At 45.9% G+C, this 17,302-nt stretch carries 14 protein-coding genes; 7 read left to right on the top strand and 7 right to left on the bottom strand.

Annotated features, from left to right (window positions below):
- Nucleotides 1-164 precede the first annotated feature (164 nt).
- The 3 genes from ACFGVR_RS17940 to ACFGVR_RS17930 all read left to right on the top strand — a co-directional run bounded on the left by ACFGVR_RS17940 (nt 165) and on the right by ACFGVR_RS17930 (nt 6,962).
- The gene (locus ACFGVR_RS17940) at nt 165-2,795 is read left to right on the top strand and encodes an exo-rhamnogalacturonan lyase family protein (RefSeq protein ID WP_448698747.1); all 2,631 of its coding nucleotides are present in this window, start codon (nt 165-167) and stop codon (nt 2,793-2,795) included.
- Nucleotides 2,796-2,901: 106 nt separating this feature from the next.
- A complete protein-coding gene (locus tag ACFGVR_RS17935; protein ID WP_448698746.1) occupies nt 2,902-3,672 on the top strand; it encodes a rhamnogalacturonan acetylesterase in 771 nt (256 codons plus the stop codon).
- Nucleotides 3,669-6,962, top strand: coding sequence for a glycosyl hydrolase (locus tag ACFGVR_RS17930; protein WP_448698745.1), 3,294 nt, complete (start codon nt 3,669-3,671; stop codon nt 6,960-6,962). Before ACFGVR_RS17935 ends, ACFGVR_RS17930 begins: the two co-directional genes overlap by 4 nt.
- Nucleotides 6,963-7,133: 171 nt before the next feature.
- Here the strand turns inward: ACFGVR_RS17930 and ACFGVR_RS17925 are convergent, their stop codons facing one another.
- Both ACFGVR_RS17925 and ACFGVR_RS17920 read right to left on the bottom strand, forming a co-directional pair.
- Nucleotides 7,134-7,517: a DUF3037 domain-containing protein gene (locus tag ACFGVR_RS17925; RefSeq protein ID WP_448698744.1), complete on the bottom strand. Its 384-nt coding sequence runs from the start codon at nt 7,515-7,517 to the stop codon at nt 7,134-7,136.
- A complete protein-coding gene (locus tag ACFGVR_RS17920) occupies nt 7,495-8,289 on the bottom strand; it encodes a HipA family kinase (RefSeq protein WP_448698743.1) in 795 nt (264 codons plus the stop codon). The genes ACFGVR_RS17925 and ACFGVR_RS17920 overlap by 23 nt, the downstream gene beginning before the upstream one ends.
- Before the next feature lie 72 nt (nt 8,290-8,361).
- On the opposite strand from ACFGVR_RS17920, the gene ACFGVR_RS17915 reads away from it, so the two are divergent.
- The gene (locus ACFGVR_RS17915; protein WP_448698742.1) at nt 8,362-9,126 is read left to right on the top strand and encodes a GDSL-type esterase/lipase family protein; all 765 of its coding nucleotides are present in this window, start codon (nt 8,362-8,364) and stop codon (nt 9,124-9,126) included.
- 55 nt (nt 9,127-9,181) lie between these two features.
- Here ACFGVR_RS17915 and ACFGVR_RS17910 read toward each other — a convergent pair whose 3' ends face one another.
- From ACFGVR_RS17910 to ACFGVR_RS17900, 3 genes are all read right to left on the bottom strand, one after another.
- Nucleotides 9,182-9,508, bottom strand: a complete 327-nt coding sequence (locus ACFGVR_RS17910) for a hypothetical protein (protein ID WP_448698741.1) — start codon at nt 9,506-9,508, stop codon at nt 9,182-9,184.
- Between the two features lie 83 nt (nt 9,509-9,591).
- On the bottom strand, nt 9,592-10,701 hold the full coding sequence (locus ACFGVR_RS17905; protein ID WP_448698740.1) for a bile acid:sodium symporter family protein: 1,110 nt from the start codon (nt 10,699-10,701) through the stop codon (nt 9,592-9,594).
- Nucleotides 10,702-10,764: 63 nt separating this feature from the next.
- Nucleotides 10,765-11,112, bottom strand: coding sequence for an MmcQ/YjbR family DNA-binding protein (locus tag ACFGVR_RS17900; protein ID WP_448698739.1), 348 nt, complete (start codon nt 11,110-11,112; stop codon nt 10,765-10,767).
- A gap of 38 nt (nt 11,113-11,150) precedes the next feature.
- On the opposite strand from ACFGVR_RS17900, the gene ACFGVR_RS17895 reads away from it, so the two are divergent.
- Together ACFGVR_RS17895 and ACFGVR_RS17890 are read left to right on the top strand one after the other, a co-directional pair.
- Nucleotides 11,151-11,465 (top strand): MmcQ/YjbR family DNA-binding protein, encoded by a 315-nt coding sequence (locus ACFGVR_RS17895; RefSeq protein WP_448698737.1) that lies wholly within the window; start codon nt 11,151-11,153, stop codon nt 11,463-11,465.
- Nucleotides 11,466-11,505: 40 nt separating this feature from the next.
- Entirely contained in the window at nt 11,506-13,170 is a 1,665-nt protein-coding gene (locus ACFGVR_RS17890) for a GH39 family glycosyl hydrolase (protein WP_448698736.1), read from the top strand.
- Here the strand turns inward: ACFGVR_RS17890 and ACFGVR_RS17885 are convergent, their stop codons facing one another.
- A complete protein-coding gene (locus tag ACFGVR_RS17885) occupies nt 13,171-14,067 on the bottom strand; it encodes an AEC family transporter (protein WP_448698735.1) in 897 nt (298 codons plus the stop codon).
- 63 nt (nt 14,068-14,130) lie between these two features.
- Here ACFGVR_RS17885 and ACFGVR_RS17880 point away from each other — a divergent pair, with 63 nt between their 5' ends.
- Entirely contained in the window at nt 14,131-16,710 is a 2,580-nt protein-coding gene (locus ACFGVR_RS17880) for a DUF3857 domain-containing protein (RefSeq protein ID WP_448698734.1), read from the top strand.
- Between the two features lie 3 nt (nt 16,711-16,713).
- Here ACFGVR_RS17880 and ACFGVR_RS17875 read toward each other — a convergent pair whose 3' ends face one another.
- Complete coding sequence (locus ACFGVR_RS17875; protein WP_448698733.1) at nt 16,714-17,298, bottom strand: LOG family protein; 585 nt, start codon at nt 17,296-17,298, stop codon at nt 16,714-16,716.
- Nucleotides 17,299-17,302: the final 4 nt, after the last annotated feature.

The raw sequence follows: 17,302 nt of genomic DNA, 5'->3' as shown, positions 1-17,302 counted from the left end.
AGATATCATCACACTACAGGATGGTAGATCATTATCTGCATTATACATTAGTTGTTATAAACCAATAACCGCCCGGGCAAACCCATAAAACCAGGCATAATTTTTACCCTATGTACTTAAATACCTGTTATAAACGTTTTGCGTTGCCTTTTATGATTTTATTATTGAATATTACATTATCGGTAGCACAAAACCAGCCCGATGATATTAAGCTAAACTGGCTTAATAGTGCACCAAAAACGCAAAACGGAGTAAGCTGGGGCATCCCCTGGCCACAAGGCAAAGTAAAAGCCACTGCTAATTTTACGCTTACCGCGGATGGAAAGAGCATGCCCTTACAAAGCTGGCCCCTGGCTTACTGGCCGGATGGATCGATCAAATGGACGGCCTTTGCTTCGGTTGGAGATTCGGCAGCTAAGAATGTTTCGTTAAGCATAACATCCGCGAAAGCGATAAGATCAATGGCTATCCGTACCCTGGTTGCCGATGATGGCAACACCATCCATGTCAACACCGGCAATATGCAATGCGATATCGCAAAAAAAGGAAATATCCTGATCCCTGCCGTAAACATTGGCAGTAAGCCAATAGCTATTGACGGCAAACTGGAAGCGATTGTACAAAACCAATCGGACGGCGATATTGATGCTACACCTGTAAAACAAAAATTTATCAGCAGCATCTCGAACGTTAAAGTGGAGCAAACCGGCCCGGTACGTGCCGTTGTGCGTATCGACGGGCATTTCAAATCGGTTTCGGGCAGCCGGGAGCTTTTGCGGTTTATTGTACGATTGTATTTTTACCAGAATACCGATAACATCCGCCTGGTACATACCCTGATATTTGACGGCGACGATCAGAAAGACTTTATTAAGGGTTTAGGTTTAACCTTTTCGGTTCCCTTTCGCGAAGAACTGCAAAACCGCCATGTCCGTTTTTCGGGAGAGGGCGATGGTGTGTGGGCCGAGCCTGTACAGCCGCTTAACGGGCGCAGGCCAGGACCCTACCAGGATCAGGCCGCAGGTAAATTATTACCAGGTGTAGCCGCATCGCCCAATCAAAAAGCTTTGTATCACGAGATGGCCAGCTGGAACGATTATAAGCTGGTGCAAGGCAGTGCTGATGGTTTTAATATTCAAAAACGCACCAATGGCGCCAGCAGCTGGCTGGACGTGAACGGTGGCAAGCGCGCCACCGGCCTTGCCTTTGCCGGCGATGTTAGCGGCGGGCTGGCTGTTGGGTTGAAAAACTTCTGGCAATCGTATCCGGCAGCATTAGAGATCAATGATGCACGGATGGCTACAGCTAAAGTTAAAATATGGTTCTGGTCGCCTTACTCGGATGCCATGGACATGCGCCATTACGATACTGTAGCGCATAGTTTGGACATCACTTACGAGGACGTGCAAAAAGGCTACAGCACACCGCATGGCATTGCCCGCACCAGTGAAGTAATGATCTACCCCTATGCCGCACTGCCGTCAAACCAGCAGTTAGCCGATAATGCCGCTGCAACAAATAACCCTACCTTGTTGGTTGCCACACCCCAATACCTGCACAGTGTTGGAGCGTTAGGTATGTGGAGCTTACCCGATCGTTCGACTAAAGGTAAACAATGGATTGAAGATCAATTAGATAAAGCCATAGCTTTTTACCAGGGTGAGATAGACCGGCGCGAATGGTATGGCTTTTGGAACTATGGCGATGTGATGCATAGTTACGATGCTGCACGCCATACCTGGAAATACGACATTGGTGGTTTTGCCTGGGATAATACCGAACTATCAACCGATATATGGCTTTGGTACAGCTTTTTACGAACCGGGCGTGCAGATATATTTAAAATGGCCGAAGCCATGACCCGCCATACCAGCGAGGTTGACCTTTACCATTTGGGGCCATTTGCCGGATTAGGTTCACGTCATAATGTAAATCACTGGGGCGATGGCTCGAAGGAAGTGCGTGAAAGCCAGGCTATACTGCGCCGTTTTTATTATTACCTGAGCACCGACGAGCGTACCGGCGAGATCATGCACGAATCGGCCATGAATGCGGATAGCGGTTTGGCACATGTTGACCCTTTGCGGGAGATATTGCCGAAGGATAAATTCCCTACCCACGCGCGTTTCGGGCCGGATTGGGTTGGTTTGGTGGGCAACTGGATGACCGAGTGGGAACGTACCGGCGATATTAAATGGAAAAATAAAATATTGGTGGGTGTAAATGATTTTACCAAGATGCCTTATGGTTTTTACTCGAACAAGGGTAAAGACGGCGGTATGGGTTACGATCCGAAAACCAACCACATTTACCAGATGGCGCCACAGGATATCGGCAACCTGCACCTGGCCACATTGATGGGCGGTATGGAGATGGCTTATGAACTGACACCTTTGCTGAACAATAAAGATTGGAGCCGGATGTATCTGCAATATTGCGCGCTGTATGGTGCTCCTGCCGAAGAATTTAAAGCAGCTTTTGGTGTAAGCATAAAATTAGGAGATAATGCCGGTGATTATGCGCGACAGCCCGGATACGCCTACTACATTACTAAAGACCCAAAGTTTGCCAAACGTGCATGGGATGAATTTTTACCATCAACGCAAGGACGGTTCGGAGGTGGACCGAACAAATTCGATTCGAAATTACTCACCGGGCCGGCTGTATTGAAGCCGTTGTACGAGATCAGAAATGTATCAACAAACAGTACATCGCAGTGGTGTTTAAATGCCATTGAGTTGCTGCAGATGGCGGGCGATGCCATGCCCGAACATAACATTGCCTGGGATAAATAAGGTATTGATAGTTAGGATAATTTTGCTTATATTTATGAGATAAGCCGGTGCAAATAAAAACCATAATCAATTGTAAATAAATTACTTAATTAATACATTTAAACAAATGAAGAACATCAATAAGCTTTTACTGGCAGTTGCGGTATCAAGCGCGATCATGGCCTTTAAACCTGCGCCAAAACCAACCTTATGGCTCATTGGCGATTCAACTGTGCGTAACGGCACTTACGGCCGTGGCGACGGTGGTTTGTGGGGATGGGGCAGCTTTATTCAAAACCTGTTTGATACCACTAAAATATCCGTGCAAAACAAAGCTTTTGGCGGTACCAGTAGTTTAAGCTTTGTTACCGGCGGCTTTTGGGCCAAAGTTGAGCCTTACATTAAACCCGGCGATTATGTACTGATCCAGTTTGGCCATAACGACGGCAACCCTACCACGTTAAAAGGCAATGGTGATGATAGTGTTGAGGTAACCAATCCGAGCACGCAAAAAACCATGATGGCACATTCATTTGGCTGGAATATCCGCAAATACATTCGCGAAACAAAGGCCAGGGGCGGTATACCTGTTGTATTAACCTTAGTGCCGCGTAATATGTGGAAGGACGGCAAGGTTGACCGTGTAGGCAGCGAATATGTACAGATAGACAAGGAGGTTGCGGCACAAACCGGCGTTGAGGTTATCGACCTGAATAAGATCATTGCCGATAAATACGATCAGTTTGGCGCCGATACTGTGATGGGGCGTTACTTTACTGTTAAAGACCATACCCATACTATTGAGGCCGGTGCCAAATTAAACGCGGCCTGCGTAGTTGAGGGCCTGCGTACGCTTAAGGGCGATCCGTTCAAAAAATATTTATTGAATAAGCAATGAAAAACAAGTTTACATTATTCATAATAACCATCTGCTTAACAAGTATTTATAACATATCTAAAGCCCAGGTAAGCGATACGCTTAAGGCCGGTTTTTTGAAACCTCCGGCATCGGCGCACCCGCGCACCTGGTGGCACTGGACGAAGAGCAATGTAAGCAAAGAAGGCATTACCGAAGACCTGGAATGGATGAAACGTGTAGGCATTGCAGGTATGCAGTTAGCCGATGTTAATGCGGGCGGCGGGCAAACCACCACCGCCAAATTAGAATTTGGTTCGCCGCAATGGCTGGATGCGGTACACTTTGCCGCCAACGAGGCCGAACGACTTAATTTGGAAATGGCTATATTCAGTTCGGCGGGCTGGAGTTTAACCGGCGGTACCTGGGTAAAGCCATCGCAAGCGATGAAAAAACTGGTTTGGAGCGAAATGAACGTTATCGGCGGCCAGGCATTTAAAGGTATCTTACCTCACCCACCAACTACCATTGGGCCTATCCGTAACTGGGGTAACAGTAATGGCTATTATGCCGATTTTGCTGTGATCGCCTATCCTACTCCGCCTGATGAATTGAGCATGGTTGATAACCCGCCAACCATTACATCGAGTAGCGGCGCGGTTAGCACTGCATCGCTTTTAGACGATGATCTGAACTCATCGGTAAAAATTAAAACCACATCGGGCAAACCCGGAACTGCCTGGATACTATACACTTTTAACAAACCATTTAAGGCCAAAGCAATAACTATTGCGGCGCGTAAAGGCATCCCTTTCGGGCGATTACTGGTAAGCGATGATGGCGTTAACTACAAAACGTTAGTGGTATTGCCCGGCAAACAAGGCTACCGTGCGGGCGGTGTGCGCACCTTCGCTTTCGCGGAAACCAACGCAAAATATTATAAACTGGAGATGACCAGCGCTGCCTACACACCGGCAGAAGTGATATCGCAGGTTGAAACTAAGCCAGACAGTGTTTATGAGCTGTGCGAAATGAAATTATTTTCGGGTGGCCGGGTAAACCGCTATGAAGAAAAAGCAGGCTTTAACCAGTTATTTGAATACAGCAACACCGAAACACCCGCTGTAACATCAAATTCGGCCATTAATTCCGATGATATCATCATTCTGACCAATAAAATGGAATCCGACGGTACGTTACGCTGGAACATCCCGCAAGGTAATTACACCATTATGCGCTTTGGCTATTCGCAAACGGGTGCAAAAAACCGCCCGGCAGTGCCCTCTGCCTTAGGGTGGGAAGCCGATAAGCTGAGCAAACAGCATATGGAAGCTTATATTTATGGTTATACACAGCCTTTGCAGGAAGAGCTTGGCAAGTTATACGGCACACGCTTAAATTATGTGATGATGGATAGCTGGGAAGCCGGGATACAAAATTGGACCGAAAACATGCCGCTTGAGTTTTTGCAGCGCCGGGGTTATGATCTGACACAATATCTGCCCGCATTAGCCGGAAAAATTGTAAAAAGTTCAACTGTAAGCGACGAGGTATTGTGGGATTTCAGGCGGACTTTGGTTGACCTGATAGCCGAAAATACTTATGGTACCGTTACCAATTACCTGAATAAACAAGGTATAGGCGTTTATGGCGAAGCAGGCGGCGTATCACTGGAAAGTACAGAGGATGCGCTGCTCAACAAAAAATACGTAAACATTCCCATGGGCGAATTTTGGGTGAAGGATCTGCACCCATCGTCGATGTATTACATGGATGTAAGGGGCGCGGCATCGGCGGGGCATGTTTATGGGAAGAATATTGTTGCTGCCGAATCATTTACCGGTGGTAATTATGAATCGCCATACACGCTGAAAAAGATCAGCGATTATTGGTTTACACAAGGCATTAACCGTTTGGTGTTCCATACCTCTGCGCATCAACCTTTAGATACCAAGCCCGGCAATGTAATGGTAGGCACACATATCAACCGCAATATCACCTGGGCCGAACAAGCCAAACCTTTTATTGATTATGTATCGCGTAACTCGTATATGCTGCAAAAAGGTTTGTATGTGGCCGATGTAGCCTATTTATTGAATGAAGGCGCACCATCAACCATGCCGTTTTGGGGAGCAGGCTTACAACCTGCCCTGCCCGATGGTTATCAATACGATTTTATTAATGCTGATGCTTTGATCACCCGGATGAGTGTTAATGCGAGAGGTAAATTAATTATGCCCGATGGCATGACCTACAGCGTTTTAGTGTTACCGCAAACCAGCGAAATGAGTTTATCGGTATTAAAAAAAATAAAAGAACTGGTTGCCGGCGGTGCCACTGTTTGCGGCCCTAAACCTGTTAACACACCAGGTTATGGCGGCAAAGATGCGGCGGGGGAGGTAACTCAACTGGCCGACGAGGTTTGGGGCAACCTGGACGGCATAAGCCGTACACAGCGTATTTGCGGCAAAGGCAGGGTGTACTGGGGCACGGCGCTTAAAGATGTACTGAACGCCGCACAGGTTAAACCGGACCTGGAATTTGAAAAACCATTGGATAGCGACCTGAGCTGGATCCATCGCAGGGACGGCAATAACGATATTTACTTTGTGGTAAACCGCACCGATAAGCCTGTTGACCTGAATGCCCGGTTTAACGTGAGTGGCAAGGAAGCCGAATTATGGCATGCTGACGACGGCTCTGTAAGCCCCGCAGCTTACACCATTACCGGCGACCAAACTACCGTGCCGCTGCATTTAGGCGAACGCGAGGCCGTGTTTGTGATCTTTAACAAGATAGCTACAGAAAGTAGTAGAAAAATACGCATAACTACCCATGTGTTTTTGCAAGACCTCAGCGGTGGCCACTGGGATGTGAGTTTCCCCCCGAAGCTGGGTGCGCCGGCTAAAATAACTTTGCGGCAACTTCAATCGTGGACGATGAACGCGGATACCGGCGTGAAGTATTTTTCGGGAACGGCTACTTATTTGCAATACTTTACGGTTAAAAGAAGCACTATAGCCGGCAAGCCCAAAATTATTTTAGACCTGGGCAAGGTTGGCGATATTGCAGAGGTTTATCTTAACCACAGTAAAGTAAACACCCTGTGGAAAGCCCCTTACCAGGCCGATGTAACCAATTATTTAAGGGAGGGTTTCAATGTGTTAGAGATCAAAGTGACCAACGAATGGACAAATCGCTTAATTGGCGACCAGCGCGCGCCGGCCGGTAAAAAAGTACTGGATAGTTATACCGCGCCTTTTGGCGGGCAATACCAGTTAACGGAATCGGGATTGATGGGGCCGGTGACTTTGTTAGAGGAGAGGAAGTAATGAGAATTGAGAATCAAGAGTCAAGAATTAAGACAAAAAACATGTTGTAATACCCATAAATACCTATGTGTTTTGATTGTCCGGATAATTATTGAATTGGCAATAAAAAAGAAATACCAATCTAAAAATACCGATAATTACCCCCCTGTTTGGGTTGGGGTGTTACGAAAATTACAATACCAGTTCAGCGAAAAGCCTATCTAACGTTTCGGCAGCATCGGCACAAAAACCAGGGTGAACTTTTGAGGGCTGTACAATGGTACTGCGCGTAGCAGTCAACCAGCGGAAGCGTGAGGCGATATCCAGTTGCGCTATCGGGCCGCCAGATTGTTCGCCGAGGCAGATGCGTTGAATGGATTGAATATGTTCTTTGAGTTCTGTACAATCAATGTCCTTCGCAAAGGCGCAAAGGCGCTGTTCGTCGATGTTGAACCTGACCTGTAAAAACTTTTCCTTTTTACAGAACAGGATCACGCCCACGTTCATAAATTCCTCGCGCTCCACCCTGGGCACAACGCGGATCACAGCATATTCAAATAAGTGCTTCCCGTTCATGTTGTGCCTGGTTTACAAAAATGTGCGAATGTGCTATCCGCGCGGTTAAAAACTCAATATATGCAGCGCGATGCTGTCCGGGTGTGTCAAACGGTGCATCAACGGTGAGCCATTCATCGGGTATTAACCCAACAATGGTGCTAATCAATTGGTTAGTTAGTATCGGTTTAAATTGCTCGTCAACAGTAGTTAGCCGAGTGGCTTGCGGCAAAAGTACATGGTCTTTAACCAATACAAACGGCTTAACGGCCTGCTCTTGCCAGTTTTGCCAGGAGTGATGAAAGTACAATGCGGCGCCATGATCAATGAGCCATAACTCCTTATGCCAAAGCAGCATATTGGTGTTACGCGCGGTGCGGTCCATGTTCATCAACAAGCAATCGAGCCATACAATTTGTGATGCCAGGGTTTCATCCAGTTTGGTAACGGCCGGGTCGTAAGTAATGGCTCCCGAAAGGTAATGCAGGGCCAGGTTTAAGCCAACGCTGGCTTTGAGCAGATCCTGTATCTCTTCGTCGGGTTCGGTACGGCCAAAGGCTTCGTCGAGGTTGGCGAAAACTATTTCGGGGAGCTTTAAGCCTAAGGCCCGGGCAATTTCGCCGCCTATCAGTTCGGCGATAAGCGCCTTAACACCCTGCCCCGCCCCGCGGAATTTGATAACGTAGAGAAAGTCATCATCGGCCTCGGCAATAGCGGGCATAGAGCCGCCTTCGCGCAAAGGCGTTACATAACGGGTTACGTTAACGGTGCGTAGCTCGGGTACAGTGTACATATCGGCGGTAAAAATAGAATGTATAGCTTAATTGAAAGAATTTATATCAATTAATGTAAATTGGCAATTATTATGAAAATCAAAACCCTTACCCTTTCGGGGATACTTGCGCTCGCCTTATGCTCATTTGCTTTGCGCGAAAAACCTGCCATCAATGTTGTTTTCATCGGCGACAGCATTACACACGGTACTACGCAAAAGGACGAAACGCCGCCAAACTATGCCGACAGCGCTTTAACGCAAACCGGTAAATTTAAAACGGTACAGGTGGCAAACCAGGGTGTGAGCGGTTACACTACGGTCGACTTTTTGCCTGCCACTCATAAATCGTACCCAAAAGTGTGTGCTGCTGCCGATGCTTTTAATATGGATAAGCAAGCCATCCTGGTATTCTCGATCATGCTTGGCACCAACGACAGCGCCATAAAAGGGCCCACAGGCGCGCCGGTATCACCGCAGGATTATCATCAAAATTTAAAAACCATTGCCGATAGTTTATTAGCTGCATATCCAACCTGTAAGATCGTGATCAACCAGCCGATATGGTATAGCAACAATACACACAACCGCGGCGCAGCTTACATGCAGGAAGGCCAGGCACGGGTACTCACTTACCATACCGAGATCGACGCGCTGGTTAAGGAGTATGCCAAAACAAAGCCACATCATGTTTACGCCGGCGATAAGGATGCCTACAAATACTTTGAGCAAAACTACCTAACCGATTTTAAAGCCGAAAACGGATTGGATGGTGTATTTTACCTGCATCCTAACAAAAAGGGTGATGTAGCTTTAGGCAAATTTTGGTGCGATGCCATTGTAAAAGCCTTAAAATAAAAAAGCTCCCGTTAACGGAAGCTCTTTCATCATCTATCATTGATTCGGTAATAAATTACCTACCTATCCTTCTGCTGATGCGGTTTTCGCGATGGTTTAAGCGGGCCTTGTCTCTGGCAGTGAGGTGGCCATGATCGCGGGCCGCCATCCGTTGTTCCTGCCGGCGAACTCTGCTATCCTCGCGGTGCAGGCGGGCAGCTTTGGCGCGGCTGATCTCGTGATACCTTGCTTCATGATTGATACGTGCATCCTGGCGGGCCAGGCGGCTGTTCACTTCGGCGCGGCGTGGGTGTGTACGGTCAAATCTATCTTGTGCAAAAGTTGTGCTGGTTATTCCGAAAAAGGCGATCATCAGGGAGATGCCTAAAATTTGAGCTTTCATAATCTTGTTGTTTTATTTATAATTATGACAAGCCAGGCAGCAGGCAGTTTAGTATGGATACGTAAGTATTTAGTTAAAAAATGTTAAAACGGCTTTTCCGGCTCAATTTCGCCTTTCGGGATTCGCCCGTGCCACCATGTTGCCAGCGATGAGCCGCTGATATTCATTAACGGGCCAAAAATAGCCGGTGCCAAACCGATGGTAGCCATCCCTCCCATCAGCAACGCTAAGCCAGATGCCAGTCCGCTGTTTTGCATCCCAACCTCGAGCGAGATGGTACGGCAGTCCTTTTCTTCAAAACCGAGTAAGCGGCTAAACCAATAGCCTAAAGTGTAACCAAGCGTATTGTGGATCAGTACAGCTACCATCAAAAGTGCACCTACCTTAAGCAAGCTATCGCGGCCGGTGGCGGTAATCACCATAATAATGAGCGCGATGCCTATCATGGAGATCATCGGCATCATGCGATCGAGCCACTTTACCTTACCGCGAACCAGGAAGTGGAAGAGCAGCCCCGCTAATATCGGGAAGATCACTACCTGTGTAGTATCCCAGGCAAGAGCCCAGAAATGGACCTCGATCAGCTTGCCTGCCAATATCCGCATCAGTAAAGGCGTAAATAATGGAGCCAGCAAAGTTGATACAGTGGTTACGGCAACAGATAACGCCAGGTTTGCACGCGCCAAAAACGACATCACGTTTGATGCCAGGCCACTGGGGCAGCATCCCACCAAAATAATACCTGCGGCAATTTCGGGCGGGAAGCTAAAGATGCTCACCAATGCAAAACCAATGAGCGGCATTACGGTATAATGGCATACTACGCCTACCAATATCTTTTTCGGCATTTTAAACACCGTGGCCAGCTCGCTCAGGCTTAGCTCGCTGCCCATGCCAAACATAATGATCTGCAGCAGCGGGATAATTAACTTAGATAATTTAAAGCCGTTTATACTGATAAAATGCTGCGGGTAATACATGGTTAAACTAACCGCTGCGAAGATGATGAGCGGGAACGAAAAGCCCCTGAGCTTTTCGGCTTTTTGAAATACCAGCGCAAGCGACAGGAAAAACAACATCAGCAGCCAGCCGCTTATTTTAAAATCGCCCTCAAACTGAAAGGCGATATAGCCAAATAACAAAGCAATAGACGGAATAAAGTAGCGCGGACGTATGATAAAGCTTTTGGCCATTGATATGGAAAATGATGGTTGATCAGCCGAAAATAATATTTTCCGGATGAAGTTGAAAATGGATCACAAGCCCAGGCCGCCTCTTACTTTAGCCGGGAGTTTAGCGGCAACAAGATTGTATGATTGCCGGGCGTAGTGCTCCCACTCTTTTTTATTGAGCAGACTAATGTTATCAACCTTTACCCATTTGTACCGGGCCATGTATGCAGCAGCAGAAAAGCCGTCACGGGCTATCATTTCTTCAAATTCCTCATCGGTTACTTTGAAGGTAGCGCTCGGCGGGACAGCATCGGGCGAGGTAACCACAAACATTTTGCCGCCTACATTAAAACATAAATGATCCTCCCATTTAATGTCTTTTGTCACACCGGGAAAACTATCACAAAGGGTTTCTATATCTTCAATGGTCATATGCACAAATTTAGTAATTTTATCTAATGGCAATTGATATGAAAACTGTAAGGCAGATCGCCTTTGCTTTTGGCAATGTGGAGGAGGTAGATCATTTTCACCTACGCGCTTTAAAAGCCAATAAAAAGATCTTTGCTACCCTGTGGCAGGCTGAGCAGCGGCTAATGGTTAAACTTTCGCCAACTGATCAGTCTGTTTTTCATTCTTTCGATCCTACTATCTTTTTCCCCGTTCCTAATAAATGGGGTTTACAAGGCTGTACCTTTATCGATCTGGCCAAAGTACGCGAAGACATGCTGCAGGATGCTTTATTTTTAGCTTACGAACGGGCCTTTGCAAAAAAGGCAAAGTAAAAGTGTATATTAGACAATTCATTAACCAATACCTGAAATCTTGAAAAAGCTTATCCTATTTACGCTGTCGCTGGCAGTTATTTGCCGTGCGCAGGCGCAAACCCCGGCTGCTATTAATGTCGATCTGAAACAAACAATCGCACCCATGAAACCGATATGGGCGTGGTTTGGGTACGATGAGCCGAACTATACCTATATGAAAGACGGCCGGAAATTGTTATCTGAAATAGCAGCTTTAAGCCCGGTGCCGGTTCATGTACGAGCGCATAGCTTAATGTCATCTGGTGATGGAATACCGGCCCTGAAATGGGGCTCGACCAATATTTATACCGAAGATGCCAAAGGGAACCCGGTTTATAATTACCACATTGTTGACAGTATTTTTGATACTTATGTAAAGCGCGGCATGAAACCACTGGCGCAGATAGGCTTTATGCCCGAAGCGTTGTCAACCCACCCTGAGCCTTACAAGCACGATTGGAAACCCGGACTGCCGTACAGCCGCATTATTACCGGCTGGGCCTACCCGCCAAAAGATTATAATAAATGGCGCGACCTGGTTTATAACTGGGTTAAGCATTGCGTTGCGCGGTATGGCCAGAAAGAAGTAGAAAGCTGGTACTGGGAGGTTTGGAACGAACCCGACGGCGCTTACTGGAAAGGTACGGTACAAGAATTTTATAAGCTATATGACTATGCCGCCGATGGCGTTAAACGCGCGTTGCCTACAGCAAAAGTAGGCGGAGCCGATGCCACTGGCGGGGCAACCAAATACCAGGCTAATTTTATTAAACATTGCTTACGGGATACTAATTACGCTACGGGCAAAATAGGTTCGCCGCTGGATATTGTGCTGTTCCATGCCAAAGGTTCGCCCAAAGTGGTTAACGGTGTGGTAGTGATGAATGTTAAACAGCAACTGCAAAATATCAACAACCATTTTAAAAATATCCGTTCGTTCCCGGAGTTGAAGAATATCCCCGTGATCATTGGTGAATCAGACCCTGAAGGCTGCGCAGCATGTGGCATGGTAACCAATCCCGAAAACGCTTATCGTAACGGCACTATGTATTCGAGCTATACAGCAGCGGCGTTTGCCCGTAAATATGAGTTGATGGACGAATACAACATGAACCTGTTAGGCGCTGTGAGTTGGTCGTTCGAGTTTGAAGATCAGCCCTGGTTTGCCGGCTTCCGCGATCTGGCAACGAATGGCGTGGACAAACCTGTATTAAATGTTTTCAGGATGTATGGTATGATGAAGGGTAATCGTGTTAAAGCCGAAAGCAACCGGATGTATTCGTTAAAGATGGTGTTGGATTCGAGCGTGCGCGGTACTCAAACCGATATCGGTACCTTGGCTTCTGCCGATACACATACAGCGGCGATAATGGTTTGGAACTATCATGATGAGGATAAACAATCTGCAGGCGAACCGGTGACCATCAATATCAAAAACATCCCATCCGCAAAAGCAACAGTAACACAGTACCGAATTGATGACCAGCACAGTAACTCGTACGAAGTATGGAAAAAGATGGGATCGCCGCAAAATCCCACCAAAGCACAAATAGCGGAATTAGAAAAAGCCGGACAGTTACAAACGTTGAACGCGCCTGCAAAAATTAATATCAATAACGGTAGTCTACAAGTGAAGCTGTCGCTTCCGCGGCAGGGTGTAACTTTGATCAAGCTGGATTGGTAGTTACCTGATCATGTAATACCAGCCGCAGGTGGTTAGCAGCGAAAGGATAATGCCAATGCCGATAACAAGGTTGGATAGTTTAGGGTTCAAACCATATTCATCGGCTACAACGCCAGCGGTTAAAAGCGTGGGCATAGCGGCTTCAAATATACTTACCTGCGGTATGATCCCTTTAAACCCCAACACAAAAAACAAGCTCAATACAAGCAATGGGGCCAATATGAGTTTGTAAAGGAGCGTAACGGATATATTCCTGATCTCGTTTAGCCAGCCTTTAAACTGTAATTGCAATCCGATGGAAAATAATGCCAATGGCGCCACGGTAGCGGCAAGCTTATCAAACAAAGGGGTAGCTACAGAAATATCAATAAAATGCGGAATAGTTAAAGCGCCTATACAGCCCAGGAGTGGCGGAAAGCGCAGTACCCGTTTTAAAACCACACCGGCAGATAACGGCGACCTTTTTGAAGCATTAATGGCTACCACCACTCCTGCTGTAGAAAGCAGCAAAAACGTGATCTGATCACAGATGATAGCTGTAGTGATATATTGTTCGCCAAAGTAAGCAGCAACCAGCGGAAACCCAACGAATGAAGTATTTGCCAAACCACTGGTAAACCGCAGGCTGCCTTTGGTTAGCGGATCAGCAGGTTTAATTTTAGTGTAGATGGTTACCATTAACCAACCACCCAGCCATACAATAATAGGTGCAACAACCGGCGCTATCAGTTGCTTTGACCATACAATGCCCGGAAGATATTTAAACGAAACAGCAGGCAGGGCGATATAGATGATCCAGGCATTAATGCCCCGGTGCGCATCGGCAGGTAAACTTTTGGATGCGCGGAAAAGCATACCGGCAATAATACATATGGCTATCAGTACAAAATTTACCATGGCTGGCAAATATCATAGTTTTACTAAGAAATTTACTTTTCTTTTTATATTTTCATCGCAGATATGCAGAAACTTTTACCCTGGTCCAAACTATTGATCTTAAGCTTAATTATTGTATTCATCAATATCAAAGCACATGCGTACACTCCATCAGTAAATGTATCGGCAAAACCTGCATGGATAAGCGCAAGCAAACCCTATACCGCCAGGCCCAATTTGCGTACAGTAGAAAACGGGTACTACTATGAACTGATCGAACAACAGTACAATATTGAAAAACAGGTTACTTACCGTCGTTTTGTTAAAGACATCGTATCGGCAACCGGTGTTCAAAACGCTTCTGATATTTCGGTAAGCTTTGATCCTTCCTACCAAAAGCTCGAATTCCATAACATTACGGTATGGCGCAATAACAAGCCGGAGAACCGCCTTAGTGCAGGGTCGTTTAAGTTACTGGCCGAAGAAGATGACTTTTCGAGATTTATCTACAACGGCACTTACGCTGCAAAATATATTTTAAACGATATCAGAAAGGGCGACCGTATCGAATATTCTTATACCATATCGGGCTATAACCCCATATTCGACAACAAATTTTGCCGCAGCATCTTTTTGCAGGATTATACATCAGCCGAGCACCGCTACACGTCAGTTTTGTTTTCGGCATCGCGCAGGCTGAACATGAAATCGTTTAATAAGGTGTCAAAACCTGTTATTACGTTATTAACCGGAGGTTTAAAACGGTACGAATGGGAAGATTATAAGGTTAAAGGGGTTGAAAATCATAAAGGCCAGCCTTCGTGGTACGAAGAATTTGCAAGGGTACAGCTTACCGACTACGATAACTGGGCCGAGGTTGTAAATTGGGGTTTAAAGGTCAATCCTATAGAAAAAAACATCAGCGGTAAGCTTAAAAAAGAAGTTGACCGCCTGAAAAAAATAGCAGATGGCGACCAGGAAGTTTATTTTAGGGAAGCCGTAAAATTTGTGCAGAACGAAATACGCTACATGGGTATTGAAACCGGCGAATACTCGCATCGTGCCAACCGTCCCGAAAAGGTACTGGCACAGCGTTACGGCGATTGTAAAGATAAGGCTTTGTTACTCGCTTCGATGCTTGAAGCCGATGGTATAGAGGCAGAAATGGCTGTTGTTGCTACCGATCTGCAGGAAAAGATAGATGACTATTTACCATCGAACACCCTTTTTGACCATGCTATAGCTGTAGCAACCATTAATAAAAAACAGGTATGGATAGATGCTACCATGAGCGATCAGGGTGGCACCCGTACCAATATCTATATACCGCCGTATTACAGGGCGCTGGTGCTTAAAGCAGGAAACGATAAGTTGAGCATTATACCTCCCGCCGATCCTGGCAAAATACGTTATCAGGATACGTACACCGTGCCCGATAATGAGAAAGAGCCGGTGTCATTTGACGTAAAGACAATATACAGTCTTGGCCAGGCCGATCAGATACGGAGCAGACTTGCATCAGGAAGTATGGCCGAAACGGAAAAGAACTATCTTGATTATTACCTGAAGATCTATCCTAAAATTGAGATCAAAGATTCTATCACGGTAAACGATGATGAAAAAAACAATGAGTTAACCACCATCGAACATTATAAGATCAAAGATTTTTTTAAGCGTGATAGCACCACAGGTAAATATGCGGCGTCGTTTTATGCCAATGTTATTGATGAACAGTTACCACATATTGCCGAGGATATAAAAACGCCGGTAGCAGTAAACTATCCTTATCATGTAGAGTATACCCTGGCAGTAACATTACCAACAGGCTGGACCGTAGAAAGCAGTCACTTCAATATCGACAGAGATGCTTACCATTTCAACAAAACCATTACGGTTGATTCAACTACCTTGATCCATTACTATGAACTTAACTACCTGAAGAGCTATGTGCTGCCCGAAAAGCTCACAGAGTTTAAAAAAGACATTAAAGAAATAACAGAGAACCAGCTATCTTTTAATTTTTCGTATATGCCGCATGCTGGTGAAGCGTCAGGTTTCAGGTTAAACATCTGGACCATGCTGATATCTTTCTTTGTAATTGGGCTAAGTGCTTTTTTCTCGATCAAATTATATCGCAGGCAAACACAATCGCTGCGGTTGGCGGGATATCCTTACGGCAAACCAATTGGCGGATGGCTGGTTTTGATCACCATCGGCCTGATCATTACTCCTTTATATAATATTTATGGTTTGTTTAACAACAATTATTTTAATGCCGCCATCTGGAACTACTATTCGGGCTTGCCTGGTTTTTGGTATAAAGGGATTTTAATGTATGAAACCGCAGGCAATACATTCGTTATCTGTTTTTCTATTTTTTGCGCCGTTTTAATGCTTAATAAACGTGATATACTGCCCAAAGTGATTATTGGCTTTTACCTGTTTGTTATGGTTTTCTTTTTAATAGATGATATTTGGGGCTATTGTTTAAACGGCAAGGTATCACAAAACGGCATAAACAACCTGGTGCGGAGCATTATAGTCGGCGGCATCTGGATCAGCTATTTCATGAGATCAACACGGGTTAAAGAAACCTTTATAGTTCCGTACCCGCATCACAACATAGCTTATGAGACTGATGAAAGCAACTATGTAATAGAATAGCTGTTAAATCAAATTCCGCTCCTTAAACCAAACATCATCGGGGTTAGCATCAAAGCCCGACATCAGGTCGATCAGTTCGATCGGATCGGCCGAGGTTAATACCAGTTCGCGATTGGCTGGCTTTAAAAAGCGTTGCTCAACCATTACATCCATCTGTTTAAGCAAAAAGTCGTAAAAACCGCCAACGTTTAACACGCCGATGGGTTTTTTATGTAAACCGAGCTGCAACCACGTGAGCACTTCAAAAAACTCTTCGAGGGTGCCAAAGCCGCCGGGCAAGGTTAAAATGCCGTCGCTCAGGTCGTTCATTAATTGCTTGCGCTGATGCATGGTATCAACCACATGCATTTGGGTTAAACCGGTATGGCCAACTTCTTTATCCATTAAAAACGTCGGGATCACCCCTATGGCTTTACCACCGCGTGCCAGTACAGCATCGGCCATAAGGCCCATCACTCCTACTTTACCGCCGCCAAACACCAGGGTAATATCGCGGCTCACCAGTACATCGGCCAAAAGTTCGATAGTTTGTTTCAGGTTTGGGTCGCCGTTAAAGTTAGCCCCGCAGAATACGCAAATAGATCTCATATTT

Source organism: Mucilaginibacter aureus (genome assembly GCF_053514885.1).
Note: the sequence above shows the minus strand (reverse complement) of the source record. Positions and strands in the feature narration are given on the sequence as shown.

Bases quoted from the DNA above. Each gene is read 5' to 3' on its own strand.
- ACFGVR_RS17935 (WP_448698746.1), top strand. From the start codon at position 2,902: ATGAAGAACATCAATAAGCTTTTACTGGCAGTTGCGGTATCAAGCGCG.
- ACFGVR_RS17930 (WP_448698745.1), top strand. From the start codon at position 3,669: ATGAAAAACAAGTTTACATTATTCATAATAACCATCTGCTTAACAAGT.
- ACFGVR_RS17925 (WP_448698744.1), bottom strand. From the start codon at position 7,517: ATGAACGGGAAGCACTTATTTGAATATGCTGTGATCCGCGTTGTGCCC.
- ACFGVR_RS17920 (WP_448698743.1), bottom strand. From the start codon at position 8,289: ATGTACACTGTACCCGAGCTACGCACCGTTAACGTAACCCGTTATGTA.
- ACFGVR_RS17915 (WP_448698742.1), top strand. From the start codon at position 8,362: ATGAAAATCAAAACCCTTACCCTTTCGGGGATACTTGCGCTCGCCTTA.
- ACFGVR_RS17910 (WP_448698741.1), bottom strand. From the start codon at position 9,508: ATGAAAGCTCAAATTTTAGGCATCTCCCTGATGATCGCCTTTTTCGGA.
- ACFGVR_RS17905 (WP_448698740.1), bottom strand. From the start codon at position 10,701: ATGGCCAAAAGCTTTATCATACGTCCGCGCTACTTTATTCCGTCTATT.
- ACFGVR_RS17900 (WP_448698739.1), bottom strand. From the start codon at position 11,112: ATGACCATTGAAGATATAGAAACCCTTTGTGATAGTTTTCCCGGTGTG.
- ACFGVR_RS17895 (WP_448698737.1), top strand. From the start codon at position 11,151: ATGAAAACTGTAAGGCAGATCGCCTTTGCTTTTGGCAATGTGGAGGAG.
- ACFGVR_RS17885 (WP_448698735.1), bottom strand. From the start codon at position 14,067: ATGGTAAATTTTGTACTGATAGCCATATGTATTATTGCCGGTATGCTT.
- ACFGVR_RS17880 (WP_448698734.1), top strand. From the start codon at position 14,131: ATGCAGAAACTTTTACCCTGGTCCAAACTATTGATCTTAAGCTTAATT.
- ACFGVR_RS17875 (WP_448698733.1), bottom strand. From the start codon at position 17,298: ATGAGATCTATTTGCGTATTCTGCGGGGCTAACTTTAACGGCGACCCA.